Annotated in this window: 12 protein-coding genes; 7 read left to right on the forward strand and 5 right to left on the reverse strand. The window is 72.6% G+C overall.

Features of this window, described 5'->3' with window-relative positions; translation table 11 throughout:
• Window positions 1–39: 39 nt before the first annotated feature.
• The 3 genes from ACGFZQ_RS37725 to ACGFZQ_RS37735 form a co-directional block, all read right to left on the reverse strand.
• Entirely contained in the window at window positions 40–1293 is a 1254-nt protein-coding gene (locus ACGFZQ_RS37725; protein ID WP_393844183.1) for a hypothetical protein, read from the reverse strand.
• 222 nt (window positions 1294–1515) lie between these two features.
• Complete coding sequence (locus tag ACGFZQ_RS37730; protein WP_393844184.1) at window positions 1516–2226, reverse strand: DUF4232 domain-containing protein; 711 nt, start codon at window positions 2224–2226, stop codon at window positions 1516–1518.
• A gap of 126 nt (window positions 2227–2352) precedes the next feature.
• A complete protein-coding gene (locus ACGFZQ_RS37735) occupies window positions 2353–3759 on the reverse strand; it encodes a serine/threonine-protein kinase (RefSeq protein WP_393844185.1) in 1407 nt (468 codons plus the stop codon).
• A gap of 46 nt (window positions 3760–3805) precedes the next feature.
• On the opposite strand from ACGFZQ_RS37735, the gene ACGFZQ_RS37740 reads away from it, so the two are divergent.
• The 3 genes from ACGFZQ_RS37740 to helR all read left to right on the forward strand — a co-directional run bounded on the left by ACGFZQ_RS37740 (window position 3806) and on the right by helR (window position 8244).
• Window positions 3806–4354 (forward strand): sigma-70 family RNA polymerase sigma factor, encoded by a 549-nt coding sequence (locus tag ACGFZQ_RS37740; protein WP_351744806.1) that lies wholly within the window; start codon window positions 3806–3808, stop codon window positions 4352–4354.
• 162 nt (window positions 4355–4516) lie between these two features.
• Window positions 4517–5746 (forward strand): glycosyltransferase, encoded by a 1230-nt coding sequence (locus ACGFZQ_RS37745; protein ID WP_393844186.1) that lies wholly within the window; start codon window positions 4517–4519, stop codon window positions 5744–5746.
• A 323-nt stretch (window positions 5747–6069) separates the two neighbouring features.
• A complete protein-coding gene (gene helR / locus ACGFZQ_RS37750) occupies window positions 6070–8244 on the forward strand; it encodes an RNA polymerase recycling motor ATPase HelR (protein WP_393844187.1) in 2175 nt (724 codons plus the stop codon).
• A 7-nt stretch (window positions 8245–8251) separates the two neighbouring features.
• On the opposite strand, the gene ACGFZQ_RS37755 is transcribed toward helR, so the two are convergent.
• On the reverse strand, window positions 8252–10633 hold the full coding sequence (locus ACGFZQ_RS37755) for a SpoIIE family protein phosphatase (RefSeq protein WP_393844188.1): 2382 nt from the start codon (window positions 10631–10633) through the stop codon (window positions 8252–8254).
• Between the two features lie 271 nt (window positions 10634–10904).
• Between ACGFZQ_RS37755 and ACGFZQ_RS37760 the strand changes: the two genes are divergently transcribed.
• From ACGFZQ_RS37760 to ACGFZQ_RS37775, 4 genes are all read left to right on the forward strand, one after another.
• Complete coding sequence (locus ACGFZQ_RS37760; protein WP_393844189.1) at window positions 10905–14018, forward strand: glycoside hydrolase family 2 TIM barrel-domain containing protein; 3114 nt, start codon at window positions 10905–10907, stop codon at window positions 14016–14018.
• Between the two features lie 125 nt (window positions 14019–14143).
• Window positions 14144–14383 (forward strand): hypothetical protein, encoded by a 240-nt coding sequence (locus ACGFZQ_RS37765; protein ID WP_393844190.1) that lies wholly within the window; start codon window positions 14144–14146, stop codon window positions 14381–14383.
• Window positions 14384–14386: 3 nt separating this feature from the next.
• Window positions 14387–14764, forward strand: a complete 378-nt coding sequence (locus tag ACGFZQ_RS37770) for a toxin Doc (RefSeq protein WP_393844191.1) — start codon at window positions 14387–14389, stop codon at window positions 14762–14764.
• Between the two features lie 468 nt (window positions 14765–15232).
• Window positions 15233–16864 carry an RICIN domain-containing protein gene (locus tag ACGFZQ_RS37775; protein WP_393844192.1) on the forward strand — a complete coding sequence of 544 codons (1632 nt, stop codon included), beginning with the start codon at window positions 15233–15235 and terminating at the stop codon, window positions 16862–16864.
• 317 nt (window positions 16865–17181) lie between these two features.
• Here ACGFZQ_RS37775 and ACGFZQ_RS37780 read toward each other — a convergent pair whose 3' ends face one another.
• On the reverse strand, window positions 17182–18789 hold the full coding sequence (locus ACGFZQ_RS37780; protein ID WP_393844193.1) for a purine-cytosine permease family protein: 1608 nt from the start codon (window positions 18787–18789) through the stop codon (window positions 17182–17184).
• Window positions 18790–18876 lie beyond the last annotated feature (87 nt).

The following is an 18876-nucleotide window of genomic DNA, read 5'->3' on the forward strand; positions in this document are numbered from 1 at the left end:
CGTGATCAAGTGCGGCCCGCCCATGAAAGCAGACCGTCGCTACGCGGACGGGGTACCCGCCGCGCCCAGGAATTCCGCCCAGCCGCCCGTCGGCTCCTGTCCCGGGTTCAGCGTGCGCAGGGTGCGCACCACCGCCGGGTCCTGCGCCTCCAGCCACGCCACCAGCTGCTTGAAGGAGACGAAGCGCACATCGTCGTACTCGGCCATCTTGCCGATCGCCTCCTCGACGGCGTCCATGTAGATGCCGCCGTTCCAGCGCTCGAAGTGGTTGCCGATGAAGAACGGCGCCCGGTTGGTGGAGTACGCCCGCTCGAAGCCCGCCAGATAGGTGTCACGGGCCTGGGTGCGCCAGGCGTCGTACTGGGACTTGTCGCCCAGCGGGTTGCCGGCCGACTGGTTGAACATCATGTTGTAGTCCATCGACAGGACCTGGAAGGAGTGCCCGGAGAACGGTATGGACTGCAGCGGGAAGTCCCAGATGCGGTTGCCCTGCACCTTGCCCGGCCAGATCTGCAGGCCGCCGGGGGAGCTGGCGTCGTACTTCCAGCCGAGCGCGGCCGCCGTGGGCAGCAGGTTGGTCTGGCCCTCCAGGCACGGCGTACGGCCGCCGATCAGCTCCTTGCGGTAGTCGAAGGGCAGCGGGTCCAGGTCGGTGAAGCCGGTGTTGGTCTTCCACTTGGTGACGAAGTCGATCGCCTGGTCGATCTCACTGCGCCACTCGGCCGGGGACCAGTTGCGCACGCCGTCGCTGCCGCAGAAGTGCCCGTTGAAGTGGGTGCCGATCTCGTGGCCCTCCAGCCAGGCGGCGCGCACCTGCTGGAGCGTGTTGTGGATGTGCCGGTCGGAGAGGTAGCCGATCGCCGAGGCGCCGACCTCGTGCTGCGGCGGCCGGTAGAGGTCCTTCTTGGACTCCGGCAGCGTGTAGATGCCGGACAGGAAGAACGTCATCTTCGCGCCGTGGTCCGCTGCGACCTTGCGGAAACGGGAGAACAGCTGGTTGCTGAGCTCGCCGGCGCCGTCCCAGGAGAACACCACGAACTGCGGCGGCTTGGCGCCGGCCGCCAGGCGCGTCGCCTTCGGCTGGTGCGGCTGGGCGCCGGTGTCGGCGGTGGAACCGTCCCCGATGAGCTTCAGCGGCTTGGCCGGTACGCCGCTGCTCTTGCCCGTGTCGGCGGAACTGCCGCCGCCCACCGTCCACTGGCCGTTCGAGCACCCCGACACCGCGCCCAGTGCACCCAGGGCGCCCGCCGTCGCGCCCGCCGTCAGGATCCGCCTGCGGGAGATGCCGCTCATGTCCGTCCCCGATTCCGTCGTCCCGGCCCCTCGCGGGGCCTTCTTCCTGTGTGGTCGACGGGTTCGATGGCGGGGCGGGCGAAAAAGATCGGAGCCGGGTCCGCGTGTTGCACGCCTGTGACAGTCGTGGCCCGGACATGACGAACCCCGCTGCCCGGGGGAGGGGGCAGCGGGGTCCGGGTGCGGGGTGATCGGGCCCCGGGCTGTCGGCGTCCCGGCCGGTCAGACGCCGGTTCCGGCGCTGAGCACGGTCAGCCGTACCGAGGAGGAGTTCCCGGAGACCGGGACCGTGCCGCCCTTCCAGGTGACCTTCAGCGAGTCACGCTCGTCCGGCGGGGTGACCTCCAGTGCGGCCGGGGTCGCCGTCTTGGCGCCGCTGATCTCCGGGTTGGAGAAGGTCAGCCCCGCCCAGGCGCTCTGGCCGGGCTTGAGGGTGACCGTCGCGGGGGTGCTCCCGGCCTCCCGCTTCGGGTCGGGGCCGAGCTGGGTGCCGGCGGCGTTCACGAAGGCGGCACCGGGGAAGCCGCGCACGGTGCAGGTGCGGCCCGACTTGTTGGTGAACACGATCGGGAAGTTCTCCTGACCGGCGCCGGGGTCGTTGCCGCCCACCGAGGCGGTCAGCTCCGAGGTGTGACAGCGGCTGCCGGACGCGGTGCCGGCGGTCGTCGTGCCACCGCCGGTCGAGGAGCCGCCGCCCGTCGTCGAGCCGGTGCTCTGGGACGTCGGCGAGGACGCCGTGCCGGACGGCGCGGCACCGGTGTCCGACGCGCTCGAACCCGCCGAGTCGCCGGTCGCGGGCGCGGCCGTGCCCGACACCGACTCCGGCGACTTGCCCGGGCTGTCGTTGCCGCAGGCGGTCAGGAGGCCCAGGGCGGCGACCGTGCTCGCGAGCAGGGCCGCCCCGCGCCGCAAGGACTGGGACGTGTGCGCCATGTCTCTCCACGCTCCTGGACGTTCGCGGCACGCTGCGAGGCGTGCCCGAGGCGCTCCGTGCGCCGTCACTCCCATCCGATGCGAGAAACGACGGAAAAGTTCGAGGGCACGCCGTGATTCATCGGGTCAGGTGACCCGGATCGACCGGAGTATGCCCTCCGTGGCGGTGTCGTCGGTGTTTTCGACGGATCCCTTCTGCCGTACCTGTACGTACACCTGGGGTTGGTCGTCCCCGTCGGCCGGGGCGAGGGCCACCTCCTGGACCGAGCCGCCGGCCCCGGAGCAGTCGCTCCAGGTCCGGACGCGGCCCTTCCAGGTGCTGCTCGTGAAGGCGCGGCTGCCGTCGTAGTGGCACTGCGCGTGGGACAGGGCGTTCACCTTCGCGGCTACGTCGCCGTGCTCGCTCAGGCCGATGAACACGCCGTTCACCGCGGTCGACAGGTCCTGCCACTGGGACACGTCGTCGGCGACCTCAAGTCCCGGCTCGTGCCCCGAGGCCAGCCCGAGCGCCTTGGGATTCCAGCCGGAGTTCCGCAGCTCGCCCGCCCATCCGGACGGCACCTGCGCCACCACCCGCCCGGTGGAGTCGGTGACCTTCGTCTCGTCGCCCGCCGAGCCGCTCCGGTCGACCAGCGTGACCGCGAGGGCCGTACCCCCGGCCGCGAGGACCGCGGCGACGGTCAGCGTGATGGCGTTGAGCCGTCTGCGGACGCCGTCCAGGCGCCGCGGCCGGCGCGCCGCCGCGGCCGCCGCCAGCCGGTCCAGCTCGTCCGCGAACGCCTGCGCGGACGGCCAGCGCCGCTGCCGGTCCGGCTCCAGGGCCCGCATCAGCGCCCGCTGCACGTCCTCCCCGAGGTCCGGCCGCAGCCGCTCCGGCCGCACCACGTTCCCCGGCGCCGCCGGCACCGTGCCGGTGACCAGCTCGTAGCCCACCGCACCCAGCGCGTACACGTCGGCACGCGCGTCGATGCCCTCCCCTGGCTGGGCCTGCTCCGGCGGCTGATAACCCGCCGAACCGGCCGCAAGGGTCAGCCCCGACGCCTGCGCCAGGCTCTTCGCCAGCCCCAGGTCGGCGAGCAGCACCCGCCGGGTGCCGTCCTGCGCGGTGCGCAGCAGCACATTGGTCGGCTTGATGTCCCGGTGCACGATCCCGGCCCCGTGCAGATCCGCCGCGCCGCGTGCCGCCAGCGCGGTCAGCAGCAGCGCGTCGGGGATCGGCAGCGGGCCCGCCCCGAGCAGGTCGGCGAGGGTGCCCGCGTCGGCGTACTCCATCACGAAGTACGGCCGCCCGTCCGGGAGTTCGCCGATGTCGTAGACCTGCACCACCCGCTTCGAGTCGGCCCGGCGCAGCAGCCGTGCCTCGGACAGGAAGCGGTCGTGGATGTCGAGACGGTGGGACCAGTTGTCGGCGAGCACCTTCACCGCGACCGAGGCGTCCAGCTGGTCGTCGTGGGCGAGCCAGACCGTCCCGAAGGCACCGGTGCCCAGGCGCCGTTCGAGGCGATAGCGGCCGATCCGCTCCAGGGGTTGCATACGACTATCATGCCTGGCCTGAGATCGACTTCGAGGGGGACCTCCCGTGCCGGACGCCGCGCTGACCGAAGACCTCGCCCGGCGGGCCGCCGCCGGCGACCAGCTGGCCCTGAACCAGCTGCTGACCGAGGTCTGGCCCGACGTCGTACGACGCTGCGGACGGTTCCTGCCGTGCCGGGAGGACGCCGAGGAGGCGGCCCAGGACGTGCTGCTCCAGATCTCCCGGAAGATCTCCACCTTCGAGGGCCGCAGCCGCTTCAGTACCTGGCTGTACACGGTCATCGCCAACTGCTCCCGGCAGAAGTACCGGGACCTGAAGCGGCGGGCGGCGGAGCAGCCGGCGGACATCGAACCGGCCGAGCATGTCGACCCGCGTACCACCAGCGTGATCGCCGGTTCCCGGATCGATCTGCTGGAGGCGCTGGACCGGCTGGAGCGGGAGCATCCGCAGCTGGTCGCGCCGCTGGTCTACCGGGACATCTGCCAGCTGGACTACGCCGAGGTCGCCGAACGGGTGGGGATCCCGCTGGGGACCCTGAAGTCGCGGCTGCACGAGGCGCGCAAGCAGGTCCGGCCCTGGCTGAGCGCGCCGTGACGGGAACGGCAAAAAGTTAGGGCAAAAAAATAGGGCAAGGAGTTCAGCCGCTCCTCGCCACTCTCAACTTATAGCGCACAGGGGGGCTTGCGGCAAGGCCCCCCTCGTCCCGCAAAATCGCAGGCCGAAGCCAGAACCAGCGGTATTTGGGGGATTCGCCACGTGCGTGTGTTGTTGATGGGATACGGGTCGCGCGGGGACGTCGAACCGTTGGCGGGACTCGGGCTGGCGCTGCGGGAACTCGGCGCCGAGGTGCGGGTGTGTGCCCCGCCGGACCAGGAGTTCGCGGAGTTGCTGGCCCGGGCGGGCGTGGCGCATGTGCCGTTCGGGCCGTCGGTGCGCTCGGTGGTGACCAGGCCGAACCCGCAGCCGTCGGACGCGTTCCGGCTCGCCGCCGACCTGGTCGCCGCGCACTTCGACGCGGTCGCCGCGGCGGCCGAGGGGTGCGACGCGGTGGTGGCGACCGGCCTGATGCCGGCCGGGGTGCGGTCCGTGACCGAGAAGCTGGGCATCCGGTACGTGTTCGCGTGCCCCCACCCGTTCGGGATGCCGTCCTCGCACTTCCCGCCGTCGGGCCGCCCGGGCCGCCCGGCCCCGCCGGACGCCGACCTGCGGACGCTGTGGAAGGTGGACGCCGAGCGGGTGGACGCGCTGTACGGCGAGGCCCTGAACACCCATCGGGCGGCGATCGGACTGCCACCGGTGGACGACGTCCGCGCCCACGTCCTCACCGGCCGGCCGTGGCTGGCGGCGGACCCGGTCCTGGGACCGTGGCAGGACCTGACGGACCTCGACCTGGTGCAGACCGGGGCGTGGCTGCTGCCGGACGAACGCCCGCTTCCGGACGAGCTGGCGGCCTTCCTGGCGGCCGGTGAGCCGCCGGTGTACGTCGGCTTCGGCAGCATGGCGATGCGCGGCGCGCCGGACGCCGCCCGGACGGCCGTCGAGGCGGTGCGCGCCCAGGGCCGTCGGCTGCTGGTCGGACACGGCTGGGCCGGCCTCGCCCCGATCGACGACCGGGCCGACTGCCTCGTGATCGGCGAGGTCAACCACCAGGCGCTGTTCCGTCGGGTGGCCGCCGTCGTGCACCACGGCGGCGCGGGCACCACGACGACCGCCGCCCTGGCCGGCGTGCCCCAGGTGGTCGTCCCGCAGATCGTGGACCAGCCGCACTGGGCCGCCCGGGTGGCCGAGCTGGGCATCGGCGCGGCCCACGACGGACCGACCCCGACCACCGACTCCCTCTCCGCCGCGCTCGCGACCGCCCTGGCCCCCGGGACCCGCGCCCGTGCGGCCGCCGTGGCCGCCGACATCCGCCCCGACGGCGCGACGGTGGCCGCGAGGCTGCTGCTCGAAGCGGCCGACCGGAAGCCGCCGCACGTCTCCGCATGACCAGCACCCGCCCGACGCCCTCTCCCGGCACCTCCGGACTCGGCGGTCCGGAGGACGCCGTCAGTCTGCGCGTGAACCGCGCGGAAGCAGAGCCGCCCGCACCCCTCGTGGCGCCCGGCGCCTCCGGGCGAGGTCGGCCGGAGAACGCCGTCACTCTCCGCGTGAACCGCGCGGAAGCAGAGCCGCCCGTACCCGTCGTGGCGCCCGGCACCTCCCGACGAGGTCGGCCGGAGACGCCGCCAGTTTGCGCGTGAACCGCGCGGAAGCAGAGCCGCCCGTACCATCCGCCGCCGTGCCCGGCGCCCCCCAACGGAGCTGATGCAGTGAACCCCCTGACCACCCGTGCCTTCGACCTTCCCGAACGGCTCTCCGCCAAGGCCGCCCCGGCCCTGATCGCCGACGACGAGCAGCACTTCGCGGCCATCGCGCGCTGCCTCGACGAGACGATCGCCGAGCTGTCCGACCGCCTCGACACCGAACTCAAGGCCCCGGGCGGCACCGGCCGGGCCGCGATGGACCGGGACATCGAGGTCCACCGGCTGACCGGACGGCTGCGCACCCTGCGCCGCTTCGGCCTGGACCTGTGCCTGGGGCGCATGGTCGCCGCGGACGACCCCGAGCCCGTGTACATCGGCCGGCTCGGCCTCACCGACAGCGAGGGCCGCCGGCTGCTGCTCGACTGGCGGTCACCCGCGGCCGAACCGTTCTTCGCGGCGACCCACGCCGACCCGAAGGGGCTGCGCAGCCGCCGCAGATACCGCTGGACGGGCGGCCGGATCAGCGACTACTGGGACGAGGTGTTCACCGCCGACGGGCTCGAAGGGCATGCCGCGCTCGACGACCAGTCCGCGTTCATCGCGAGCCTCGGCGCCGACCGGTCGGAGCGGATGCGGGACGTGCTCGCCACCATCCAGGCCGACCAGGACGCCATCATCCGCGCGGGATCCCGGGGCGCACTCGTCGTCGACGGCGGTCCGGGCACCGGCAAGACGGTCGTCGCCCTGCACCGCACCGCGCACCTGCTGTACTCCGACCCGCGCCTCGGCCACCGGCGGGGCGGTGTGCTGTTCGTGGGCCCGCACCGGCCCTACCTGAACTACGTCTCCGACGTGCTGCCCAGCCTCGGCGAGGAGGGCGTGCAGACCTGCGTGCTGGCCGACCTTGTGGACGAAGGAGCCGCGGCGACGCCCGAAACTGATCCGGAGGCGGCCCGCCTGAAGTCGTCCGCGGACATGGTCCGGGCGATCGAGACGGCCGTCCGCTTCTACGAGGAGCCGCCCGCCGCGGGCATGACGGTCGCCACCGACTGGGGCGACCTGTGGCTGAGCGCCGACGACTGGGCCGACGCGTTCCGGGCACCGGGGCCGGGCACACCGCACAACGAGGGCCGTGAGCAGATCTGGGAGGAACTCGCGACCATCCTGCTGGACAAACACACCGGCGACGACGTCCCGCCCGAGCGGTTCCGCAGGTCGCTCCAGCAGGACAGGGAGCTGGTCGACACCCTGAACGGGGCCTGGCCGCTGCTGGAGGCCACCGACCTGGTCGGCGACCTGTGGTCGGTGCCGGCCTATCTGCGGATGTGCGCCCCCTGGCTCGACCGCGACGACGTACGGCTGCTCCAGCGCGCCGATCCCCAGGCCTGGACGGTGTCCGACCTGCCGCTCCTGGACGCGGCAAGGCAGCGGCTCGGCGACCCGGAGGCGGCCCGGCGCAGGCAGCGGCAGGAGGCCGCGCTCGCCGCCCAGCGCGAGCGCATGGCCCAGGTCGTGGACAACCTGATCGGGGCCGCCGTCGACTCCGGCGCCGACGGGGACGACGGCGAGGGCCTGGTGCGGATGCTGCGCGGCGAGGACGCCAAGGTCAGCCTGGTCGATGAGTCCGAACTGCCCGCCCTCACCCCGGACCTGCTGGCCGGCCCGTTCGCGCACATCGTCGTCGACGAGGCCCAGGAACTGACCGACGCCGAATGGCAGATGCTGCTGCTGCGCTGCCCGTCCCGGAGCTTCACCATCGTCGGGGACCGCGCCCAGGCCAGGCACGGGTTCGCGGAGTCGTGGCGGGAGCGCCTGGAGCGGGTCGGATTCGACCGGATCACCCTGGCCTCGCTCGGCATCAACTACCGCACACCGGAGGAGATCATGGCGGAGGCCGAGCCGGTCATCCGGGCCGCGCTCCCGGACGCCAACGTGCCGACCTCGATCCGCGGCAGCGGCCTGCCCGTCGTGCACGGATCCGTCGACCGGCTGGCCCCGATCCTCGAGGGCTGGCTCGTCGCCCACGCCGAGGGCATCGCCTGCGTGATCGGCGACCCCGCCTTCACCGCGACGCCCCGGGTCCACTCGCTGACCCCGGAGCTGTCGAAGGGGCTCGAATTCGACCTGGTCGTCCTCGTCGACCCGGAGGACTTCGGCACCGGCGTCGAGGGCGCCGTCGACCGCTACGTCGCCATGACCCGGGCGACCCGCCAGCTGGTCGTCCTGACCAGCACCCCCTAGGGAACCCCTAGGGAACGTCCTCCGGGAACAGGGACAGCTCGGCCCAGATCGTCTTGCCCTCGCCGGTGTGCCGGGTGCCCCAGCGCTGGGTCAGCTGTGCCACCAGCAGCAGGCCCCGGCCGCCCTCGTCCCAGGTCTTGGCCCGGCGCAGGTGCGGGGCGGTGTGACTGGTGTCGGAGACCTCGCAGATCAGCCTGGTCGTGTCGTGGATCAGGCGGAGCCGGATGGGGCGGGCTCCGTAGCGGATGGCGTTGGTGACCAGTTCGCTGACCACCAGCTCCGTCGTGAAGGCGGCCATGGTCAGGTCCCACACGTCCAGCTGCTCCACGACCTGCTTGCGGATCGGCGCGACCAGGGCGGGGTCGGCGGGGATGTCCCAGGTCGTCACCCGGGACGGCGGCAGGCCCTGGGTGCGGGCCAGCAGCAGGGCGATGTCGTCGGCCGCACCGCCGGACGGCAGCAGGGCGTGCAGGATCCGGTCGCAGGTCTCGTCCAGCGAGTCGCTGTACGCCGCCAGCGCCTCGTGTAGGAGCCGGCGACCGGTGTCCGGGTCCTGGTGCCGGGAGGTGATCAGCCCGTCCGTGAACATGGCCAGCACGGTGCCCTCGGGCAGTTCGATCTCGGTGGACTCGAACGGCAGCCCGCCCAGGCCCAGCGGGGGACCGGCGGGCAGGTCCACCTCGTGGAGGCGGTGGCCAGGGCGCAGCACGACGGGGAGCGGATGACCGGCGCGGGCCATCGTGCAGTGCCGGGACACCGGGTCGTAGACGGCGTACAGGCAGGTGGCGCCGACCTCGCCGGGGCTGCCCTCGCCGCCCTGCTCCTCGGAGAGCCGGACCACCAGGTCGTCGAGGTGGGTGAGCAGTTCGTCCGGGGCCAGGTCGATGTCGGCCAGGGTGCGCACGGCGGTGCGCAGCCGGCCCATGGTCGCCGAGGCCTGCACGCCGTGGCCGACGACGTCCCCGACGACCATGGCGACCCGCAGCCCGGACAGCGGGATCACGTCGAACCAGTCGCCGCCCACCCCGGCCCGGGCGGCCGGCAGATAGCGGGAGGCGGCCTGCAGGGCGGCGGTGTGCGGCAGCGTCCGGGGCAGCAGGCTGCGCTGCAGGGCCAGGGCGGTCTCGCGCTCCCGGGAGTAGCGGCGGGCGTTGTCGATGCAGACGGCGGCCCGGGCCGTGATCTCCTCGGCCAGCAGCACGTCGTCCGGGCCGAACGGGTCGGGCCGCCGGTGCCGGGTCAGCACCGCGACCCCCAGGGTCGTCCCGCGCGCCTGGATCGGCACGGCCATCGAGGAGTGGACGCCGGACTCGCGCACCCGCTCCCCGCGGAGCTTGTGCCAGGTCAGCCACTGCGCCATCTCGCCGGACGCCAGCTGGGCCACGATGCTCTGCCCCGCGGTCAGCGAGTCGGCCTGCGGGGAGGAGGCCGGGTAGGACTCGCTGTGGCCGGGCTTGAGCACCGCCTCGGGGACGCCGGGCAGCACGGACTGGTGCGCGCTGCGGCGCAGCGTGACCGGCGCCGTCAGCCGGGTCGGGAGGTCGCCGCCGTTCTCCGGCGGGTCCAGCAGGTCGACGGTGACGAAGTCGGCGAGCGCCGGCACGAAGACGTCCGCCAGCTCCTGGGCCGTACGGGTGACGTCCAGGGTGGTGCCGATGCGTACGCTCGCCTCGTTGACCAGCTGGAGCCGCTCCCTGGCCAGGTAGTTCTCGGTGATGTCGTGCGCGGCCAGGCTCACCCCCAGCACGTGTCCCGCGGCGTCGGTGACCGGCGCCATCCGGGCCAGCCAGGCATGCGCCCGGGCCTCGCCGCCGGTGCGCATATAGGTCTGGACGTCCACCGGGCGGCCCGTGTCCAGCACCCGGAGCATGTTCCTCTCCAGCTCCTCGCTCTGCGGCTTGCCGCCGATCTCGGTGATCCTGAGCCCCTGGATCCGCTCCTCGGGCAACCCGATGACCTCGGCCATCGCGTCGTTCACCCGGCGCAGCCGCAGCTGCTCGTCGTAGATCGCGATCGCGCACGGCGACTGGGTCAGCGCGGCCGCGGCCAGCGGATCGTCCGGGGCGGCCGGGCCGCCGTCCGGCACCGGGGAGAAGACGAGCCAGCGCCCGGCACGCTCGTCGTGTGCCGTGCGGTGGTGGGCGACCAGCCAGACCGGGATCGTACGGCCGTCCCGGTGGCGGAGTTCGAGGGTGCCGTCCCAGCGGGCGCCGACGGGCACGGGGGGTGGGGCCCCGGCGAGCAGCAGCGCCGCGGGCCGGCCCACGACCTCCTCGGCCGGGTGGCCGAGGAGCCGCCGTGCGCCCTCGTTCCACTCGGCCAGTGTGCCGTCCTCGTCGATGACAGCCCGGGCCGTCGCCGCATCGTCGAACGGATAGACCCGGCTCATCTCGCCACTCCCAAGCGCACACTCACAGTCAACAGGTGCACCACAGGTGTTCAGCCTAGTGCGTCGGACCCGCCCGCGACCGCCGGTCACCGGCGGCCCGCTCGGACGGACCGGTCCCGTCCGGGGAACCGAACGGGGACCGGCCGACGGGACGAAAGTCATGGCTCACCGCCTCCGGACCCTTGACGACGGTAAGTGGCACGCCGTCAGAATCTGTTTGTTCGCGATCAGTTGTGAGTAGTTCTGGGCCCTGATGAGGGAGAGCCGCACCATGACGGTCACTCGCAGATCGGTTCTTGCAGCCGCCACGACAGCCCCGACGGCCGGCGCCCTGCTGGGCGCCCCGGGCGCCTGGGCGGCCCCGGAGGCGGATACGGCCACGCAGGTCACCGGGCGCCGCACGGTCGCCCTGCGCGACGGCTGGCGGTTCGCGCTGGTCGACCCCGGCGGGATCACCGACCCGACCGGCGCCTACGCGGGCGCCGCCGACCCCGGGTACGACGACTCGGCCTGGCGCCAGGTCGCCGTCCCGCACGACTGGAGCATCGAGCAGACCCCCACCACCGACCACGGCACCACCAGCGGCACCGGCTTCTTCCCGGGCGGCCTCGGCTGGTACCGGCTCGCCTTCACCCTGCCGCCCGGCTACGCCGGAAAACGGATCTCGGTGGAGTTCGACGGCGTCTACATGGACTCGTACGTCTACTGCAACGGCACCGAGGTCGGCCGCCACCCCTACGGGTACACCGGCTTCGCCTTCGACCTCACCGGGCTGCTGCACACCGACGGCAGTACCGAGAACGTCCTCGCGGTCAAGGTGCAGAACCAGTTGCCCAGCAGCCGCTGGTACTCGGGCAGCGGCATCTACCGCGAGGCCCGCCTGGTGGTGACCGACCCGGTGCACGTGGCGCGCTGGGGGACGTACGTCACCACACCGGACATCACCGCCGAGCGGGCCGTGGTACGGGTGCGGACGGCGGTCGTCGACGAGTCCGGGGCGGGCGCGGACGTCACGGTCGTCTCCCGGATCGTCGGCCCCGACGGCCGTACGGTCGCCCGCACGTCCTCCACGGTCACCGTCACCGAATCCGGCCCCGGCTCCGGTGAGACCGCCGAGACGCATGAACTGACCGTCGCCAGACCGAAGTTGTGGTCCATCGAGGCCCCGCACCGCTACACCCTGCACACCGAACTCCGGGTCGGCGGCGCCACCACCGACACCTACCGCACGGTCTTCGGCATCCGCGGCTACCGCTTCGACCCCGACGAGGGCTTCTCCCTCAACGGCGTGCACACCAAGATCAAGGGCGTCGACCTCCACCACGACCAGGGCGCCCTCGGCGCGGCGATCAGCGCCGACGCGGTGCGCCGGCAGATGACCATCATGAAGTCGATGGGCGTCAACGCCTTCCGCACCTCGCACAACCCGCCCTCGCCGCAGATGATCGAGGTCTGCGAGGAGCTGGGCATCGTGATGATGGTGGAGGCCTTCGACTGCTGGCGGACCGGCAAGACCACGTACGACTACGGCCGGTTCTTCGACGAGTGGTGCGAGAGCGACGCCACCGAGATGGTCCTCGCGGCCCGCAACTCGCCCGCCGTCGTCCTGTGGTCCATCGGCAACGAGATCCCCGACTCCACCTCCACCGCCGGCCTCGCCATGGCCGATCGGATCATCGCCGCCGTCAGGGCCGCCGACGACACCCGCCCCCTGGTCATCGGCTCCGACAAGTACCGCGGGGTGCCGAAGCAGGGCTCCGCCGCCGACCTGATGCTCGCCAAGCTCGACGGACTCGGCCTCAACTACAACACCGCCAAGTCCGTGGACGCCCTGCACGCGGCCTACCCGCACCTCTTCCTCTTCGAGTCCGAGTCCTCCTCGGAGACCTCGACCCGAGGCGCGTACCAGGAGCCGGAACACCTCAACACGGGGGAGAACCACACGCCCGGCCGCCGTGCGACCTCGTCGTACGACAACAACCTGGCCTCCTGGACGATGAGCGGCGAGTACGGTCACAAGAAGGACCGGGACCGGAAGTGGTTCGCGGGCCAGTTCCTGTGGTCGGGCATCGACTACATCGGCGAGCCGACGCCGTACAACGTGTTCCCGGTCAAGGCGTCCTTCTTCGGCGCGGTCGACACGGCCGGCTTCCCGAAGGACATGTACCACCTCTTCCGCAGCCAGTGGGTGGGCGAGCCCATGGTGCATCTGGTGCCGATGAGCTGGAACCACGAGGCGGGCGACACGGTCGAGGTGTGGGCGTACGCCAACGTGCCCTCCGTCGAGCTGTTCCTGAACGGAAAGTCCCTGGGGGTGAGGGAGTTCGACACCAAGACGACGACGGACGGCCGTACCTACCTGGAGACCACCGAGGCCACCGGCGACGACAAGACCTTCACCACCGGGACCTACCCCGGCAGTTACACCAGCCCGAACGGCAGCGCGGGCAAACTGCACCTGACCTGGAAAGTGCCGTACCGGCCGGGTGAGTTGAAAGCCGTGGCCCGGCGGGGCGGCAAGGTGGTCGCGACCGACGTCCTGCGCACCGCCGGCGCCCCGCACGCCGTGCGGCTCACCGCCGACCGCACGTCCCAGGCCGCCGACGGGCGGTCACTGGTCTTCGTGACCGCCGAGATCGTCGACGCGCACGGCGTGGTGGTGCCCGACGCCGAGCACCTCGTCTCCTTCGCCGTTTCCGGCGGCTCGCTCGCCGGGCTCGACAACGGCCGGGAGGAGAGCGCCGAGCGCTACCAGGCCGGCACCCGAACCGCCTTCCACGGCAAGGCGCTCGCCATCGTCCGCGCCGGCACGGAGCCGGGCGCCCTCAAGGTGACCGCGCGGGTGGACGGACTGCGCACGGACACCGTCACCGTACGCACCACCCCGTCGGCGTCGGTGGCCCGCACCCCCGCCCCCGACTTCGGGGCCGACCATCCGGCCCCGCCGAACTATCCCTACCCGGACGCCAGTTACTCCGGCCGTCCGGACACCCTCCCGGCCGCCATGCTCGACGGCGACGCGGCCACCGGCTGGTCCAACGCCTTCACCAAAGCGGCCACCGCCCTGCTGCCCGCGTTCAGCGGCGCCCGGACCGAGGACTGGGTGTCGGTCGACTTCGGACGCACCCGCACGTTCGACCGGGTGGACGTCTCCTTCACCGTGGACGCGGCCCACACGCTGCCCGCGTCGGTCGAGGTGGCGGTCTGGGACGGCAGGGCGTACCAGGCGGTGGAGGGCACGACGGTGGACTGGGCCGGCGCCTCGGACACCCCGACCGTCATCACCTTCACCCGGGTACGCGGCTCCCGGCTCCGGCTGACCCTGACCAGCGCCCACCCGGGGGAGACCTCGGGGGCGGTGCGGATCAGCCGGCTCGACATCTGACGACGACGGGTGCGGCGCGGCCGCCCGGCGGCGAGCCGCGCCCGTAGGAGGTACCCGGTACCGCAGGATTCTGCTCTGACCAGCGGGTATTTACGGGTGAGTACCCGCGCGGTACGGTGAAGGGCATGCCAGCTCTCAACGTGGAGTTCAGCGACCGCGAGCTAGAGGACCTGAGGCAGATGGCCAAGGAGCGCGGTACGTCCATGAAGGCCCTCGTCCGTGAGGCGGCCGCCGCCGGCATCGCCCGGCACCGGGCGTTGCAGGAGGGGGCGGAGGAGTTCCGCCGGTTCTTCGCCGCGCACGCCGCCGAGTTCGCGGCCGCCTTCCCCGACGACGAGCCGCCCGCGAAGGGCGAGGCCGCCTGAGCCATGCCGTCGGTCATCCACATCGACGTGCCCTGGCTCCTGCAGCGCCATGAGGAAGTGCTGCCGGACCAGCCCACCGTCGACGACTTCTCCGCACTGGTCGCCGCCGTCGCCCGGCACCGGGTCGACCCGCCCCGGCTCGGTGTGGACTCCGACCCGGCCTGGCGGGCCACCGCCCTGCTGCACACCCTCGCCCTGCTCAAGCCGCTGCCCGCGGCCAACGCCCGGTTCGCCTGCGCGACCGCCGTGGCCTACATGTTCGTCAGCGGTGTGGGCATCGACCCGCCCTACGGCGCCCTCGTCGACCTCGCCCGCGACCTGATGGACGGCAAGACCGACGTCTACGGCGCGGCGGACCGGCTCCGTTCCTGGCAGCTCTGACCCGCCCGGACCTGCGGGTAAAGCTGCCTCCGGCGCCTCGGGGGCCGCCGGCCACGGGCGGGAGGAACGGGGCCGGCGACCTGTTTCGCGCAGAAGAGCCGCCGTTCTGCGCGGGGCCGTACGAGGAGGGCCGGTCACCAGTGGACTACCCGCACGGGTGGGCCGGGAGCGTGCGCGCGGGACCGGAGTGGGCGCACCGTTCACACGGGGTGTGCGTAAAGGTGAATACGGCCGTGACAGGACAATGTCCGCGCCCCACTTTCTGACATTCTGTCAATGCTGTCGATGTTGTACAGGTGCCCTGTTGCTTGTGTGAGACTTGTGCGAGGGTGAAACATCCCCGCGGGGGGTAATGGCCAGGAACTATTCCGCAGTTGAGGAACGCGACCGACGCCATGCCGGTCAATTCCCGCTCCCCGCCACGCGCACCGAAGAGGTACGCACCACCGCACCAAAGGAATCCGCTCAGTGCCCACCCCCCACCCGCCTCGACCTCCCTATCCGCCGCCGGGCGCTGGTTCGGGGGAGTCCGACGAGTCCCTCGCCGCTCCGCTGCGCGCCGGATCCGACATCGAGGCCTCCCGGTCCGCCGCGCTGCTCATGGCCCGGCACTGGCGTCCCGTACAGGAATACGCGGTCATCTGCCTGGCCGCCTCCGGGCCCGTCGCCCACATGGTCGCGGCCGCCGCCTTCCACCAGGTCCTCGACCGGGTGGCCCTGGGGGAGACCGCCGACGCGCTCCGGCCCCGGCTGCTGGTCTCCGTCCGCGACACGGTCGCCAACTGGTCGGCCGAGGACCGAATAGCGGAGGTTCTTCCGGACCTCGGGAAACCGGCCGGCGGCCGCGGTATGCGCGCCACGAAGTCCATGACACCGGAAAACCGCACCCTCGCGGAGCGTTCATTCCTGGGGCTTCCGGCGCACACCCAGAGTCTGCTGTGGCACATCGAGGTCGAGGCGGAACCGATAACCGTACCGGCCGGTCTGTTGGGCATGGACACGGCAACCGCGGGCGCCGCTCTCGAAGATGCCCGGGAGAAATTCCGGGAGGGGTGTGTCCGCGCCCACCGGGAACTTGCGCCGTCCCAGGAGTGCCGCTACTACAACCGGCTGCTGGACGTCCCGCTGCGCCGCGGCGGCGCTCTGCTGCCGGATGTCCAGGAACATCTCGCACAGTGCCCGTACTGCCGGGCCGCCGCCGAACAACTCGGCCAGGTCGAGGGCGGCCTGGGGGCGCTGCTCGTCGAAGCGGTGCTCGGCTGGGGAGCCCGCCGCTACCTCGACTCGCGCCCGGGTCGCAAGAGCGGCGAGGGCGAGCCCCGTACCCGGTCCGCCTCCCGGCGTTCCGGCGGCGGCCGCCGCCGCGCGACGACGCGGAACCGGATCCTGGCCCGCATCACCGTGCCGGTGCGCCGTCCGCCGGGGTCCTGGTCGTCGAAGACGCTGCTGACCAGCGTCGGCGTCGCCGGGGCGGGCCTGCTGGCCTCCGTCCTCGCCGTCAGTGCCCTGTCGGGCGGCGGCGACGGCAGCGACGCCGTGGCCACCGCCGGCCTGGTTCCCGGCGATTCCGACCCCGAGGCGACGCCCACCTCCGGTACGGCCGCCGGGCTGCCCGCCGCCGACCACGAGACCCGGCTGCGCAATGTCGCCGCCCAGCTGTGCCTGGACATCAACGGCGAGCCGAAGGCCGGGGCCAGTGTCGTCCTGGCGGTGTGCTCCTCGTCCTCGACCCAGGAGTGGACGTACGAGAGCGACGGCGAGCTGCGCAGCGTGGCCGACCGCGGACTGTGCCTGGACTCGCACGCGGACGGCGGGGTGGTCATCCTCGGCACCTGCGCGGACGCCGGTACCGAGCGCGGGGACGACGTGCGCTACGACCTCACCGTCCAGGGCGAGTTGCTGCCCCGCTGGGACCAGACCCTCGCCCTCGCCACGGCGGGCGTGGACGCGGGCGCCGACGTCGTCGTGAAGGTCCGCGACCGCTCCAGCACCCAGCACTGGCTGACCGACCCGCCGTCCCCGTCCCAGAGCTCCAGCTCCCTCTCCATCGCCGGAACCGGCGGTCCCTCGGCCCAGCCGGCGGAGCTGTCCGGCAACTAGGCGCTTCGCTCATCAAGGCGCCGGGCCGGTGGTCGCTCCGGGCGGCCGTGCCGCCGGCCCAGCGCGGCCACGGACCCGGCACTGGCGCGGCCTGCGCACCCGTGCGCCGCCTACCGGCTGCCGTCGCGGCCCTCGTGGACCAGGCCTCCCGGCCGCATCCCGGCGCCGCGCAGCGCCGCGAGCGCGCGCGGCCACGGCGCGCCGTGGCGCCCCCGGCCGCCGGGAAGCCCGCCGTGGCCGGTCGGGCCCACGTGCCAGAGCCGCACATCGGTAGGGAGCGCACCGCGCCCCGGTGGGGCGCGGTCGAGGAGCCCGCGTCAGCTCGCGGCGGTCGCCGCGGGCCGGGTGGAGTCCGGTTCGGTGCCGGGCCCGGTGATCGGGGGCACCGGAACCTCTACGGTCGGGACCAGCCGGGGTCCCTGGGGACCGTAGGCCGCGCGCGGCTCGGGGAACAGCCGCAGCAGTGTCAGGAACAGTACGGCGGCCACCGCCAGGGACAGCGGCAGGCTGATGTCGACCCCGCCTGCGAGGTCGCCCAGCGGGCCGACGAACTGGCCCGGGATGTTGGTGAACAGCACGCCGATCACCGCCGAGACCCACCAGGCCGTCATCCCGCGCCAGTTCCAGCCGTGCGAGAACCAGTAACGGCCGCCGCGCTGGCGGCGGTTGAAGACCTGCAGGGCGTCCGGGTCGTACCAGCCGCGCCGGGTCCAGAAGCCCAGCATCATCACGACCATCCACGGCGTGGTGCAGGTGATGATCATCGTGGCGAAGGTCGAGATCGACTGCACCAGGTCCAGGCCGAACCGGCCGATGAAGATGAACGCGATGGACAGCACGCCGACGAGCACGGTCGCCTGGACGCGCGACAGCCTCGGGAACACCGAGGAGAAGTCCAGGCCGGTGCCGTACAGCGAGGTCGTGCCCGTCGACATGCCGCCGATCAGGGCGAGCAGACACACGGGCAGGAAGAACCAGCCGGGGGAGATGGCGAGCAGCCCGCCGACGAAGTCCGGGGCCGCCGGGTCGACGTACTTCGGCGCCTTCGCGGCGATGATGCTCGCGGTGGCCAGGCCGAAGACGAACGGCAGCAGCGTCGCGATCTGGGAGAGGAACGCGGCCCCGACCACCCGGCGGCGCGGCGTGTCGGCCGGGATGTACCGCGACCAGTCACCGAGGAACGCCCCGAAGGACACGGGGTTGGACAGCACGATCAGCGCCGCGCCGATGAACGACGGCCAGAACATCCCCTTCGTCGCCGCGTCCGCCGTGTCCGTGAACACGCCGGCGTACGAGGGGTCGAAGTCCCCGGCGAACGCGATCGCGCCGAGCACGAACAGCACGCTCGCCGAGGCCACCGCGACCTTGTTGACGAACAGCATGAACCGGAAGCCGTACACGCACACCGCGAGGACCAGCACCGCGAAGAGCGCGTACGCGACGACGTAGGAGAGTGTGGAGCGTTCCAGGCCGAACAGCCGGTGTGCGCCGCCGACCAGGGCGTCGCCGGAACTCCACACCGAGATGGAGAAGAACGCGATCGCCGTCAGGAGGGACAGGAACGAGCCGACCACGCGGCCGTGCACGCCGAGGTGCGCGGAGGACGAGACGGCGTTGTTGGTGCCGTTGACCGGGCCGAACACCGCCATCGGGCACAGGATCAGCGCGCCCGCGACCACTCCGAGCAGGGTGGCGGCGAGGCCCTGCCAGAAGGACAGGCCGAACAGGATCGGGAACGCGCCGAGCACACAGGTCGAGAAGGTGTTGGCACCGCCGAAGGCGAGCCGGAACAGGTCGAGCGGGCTCGCGGTCCGGTCCGCGTCGGGGATCCGTTCGACACCGTGGGCCTCGACTTCGGTGAGGGACGGCGCGGGGGCGGGGGCAGGCTGCGGGTGCTGCGGGTGCTGCGGGTGCTGCGAGGACAAGGGGGCTCCAGCGGGGGACGGCGGTGGAGCGCGGGGTGGCGCGGCGACGGGGCGGACGGCCGTCGGTGTCGCGGGGTGTGCGACGGA

Origin of the sequence: Streptomyces sp. NPDC048254 (genome assembly GCF_043201895.1) — a bacterium.
Taxonomy (GTDB): Bacteria; Actinomycetota; Actinomycetes; order Streptomycetales; family Streptomycetaceae; genus Streptomyces.

What these genes read in the sequence shown, in the direction of transcription:
- ACGFZQ_RS37755 (WP_393844188.1), bottom strand. Translation starts at nt 10,633, where the DNA reads ATGAGCCGGGTCTATCCGTTCGACGATGCGGCGACGGCCCGGGCTGTC.
- ACGFZQ_RS37725 (WP_393844183.1), bottom strand. Translation starts at nt 1,293, where the DNA reads ATGAGCGGCATCTCCCGCAGGCGGATCCTGACGGCGGGCGCGACGGCG.
- ACGFZQ_RS37730 (WP_393844184.1), bottom strand. Translation starts at nt 2,226, where the DNA reads ATGGCGCACACGTCCCAGTCCTTGCGGCGCGGGGCGGCCCTGCTCGCG.
- ACGFZQ_RS37760 (WP_393844189.1), top strand. Translation starts at nt 10,905, where the DNA reads ATGACGGTCACTCGCAGATCGGTTCTTGCAGCCGCCACGACAGCCCCG.
- ACGFZQ_RS37735 (WP_393844185.1), bottom strand. Translation starts at nt 3,759, where the DNA reads ATGCAACCCCTGGAGCGGATCGGCCGCTATCGCCTCGAACGGCGCCTG.
- ACGFZQ_RS37765 (WP_393844190.1), top strand. Translation starts at nt 14,144, where the DNA reads ATGCCAGCTCTCAACGTGGAGTTCAGCGACCGCGAGCTAGAGGACCTG.
- ACGFZQ_RS37770 (WP_393844191.1), top strand. Translation starts at nt 14,387, where the DNA reads ATGCCGTCGGTCATCCACATCGACGTGCCCTGGCTCCTGCAGCGCCAT.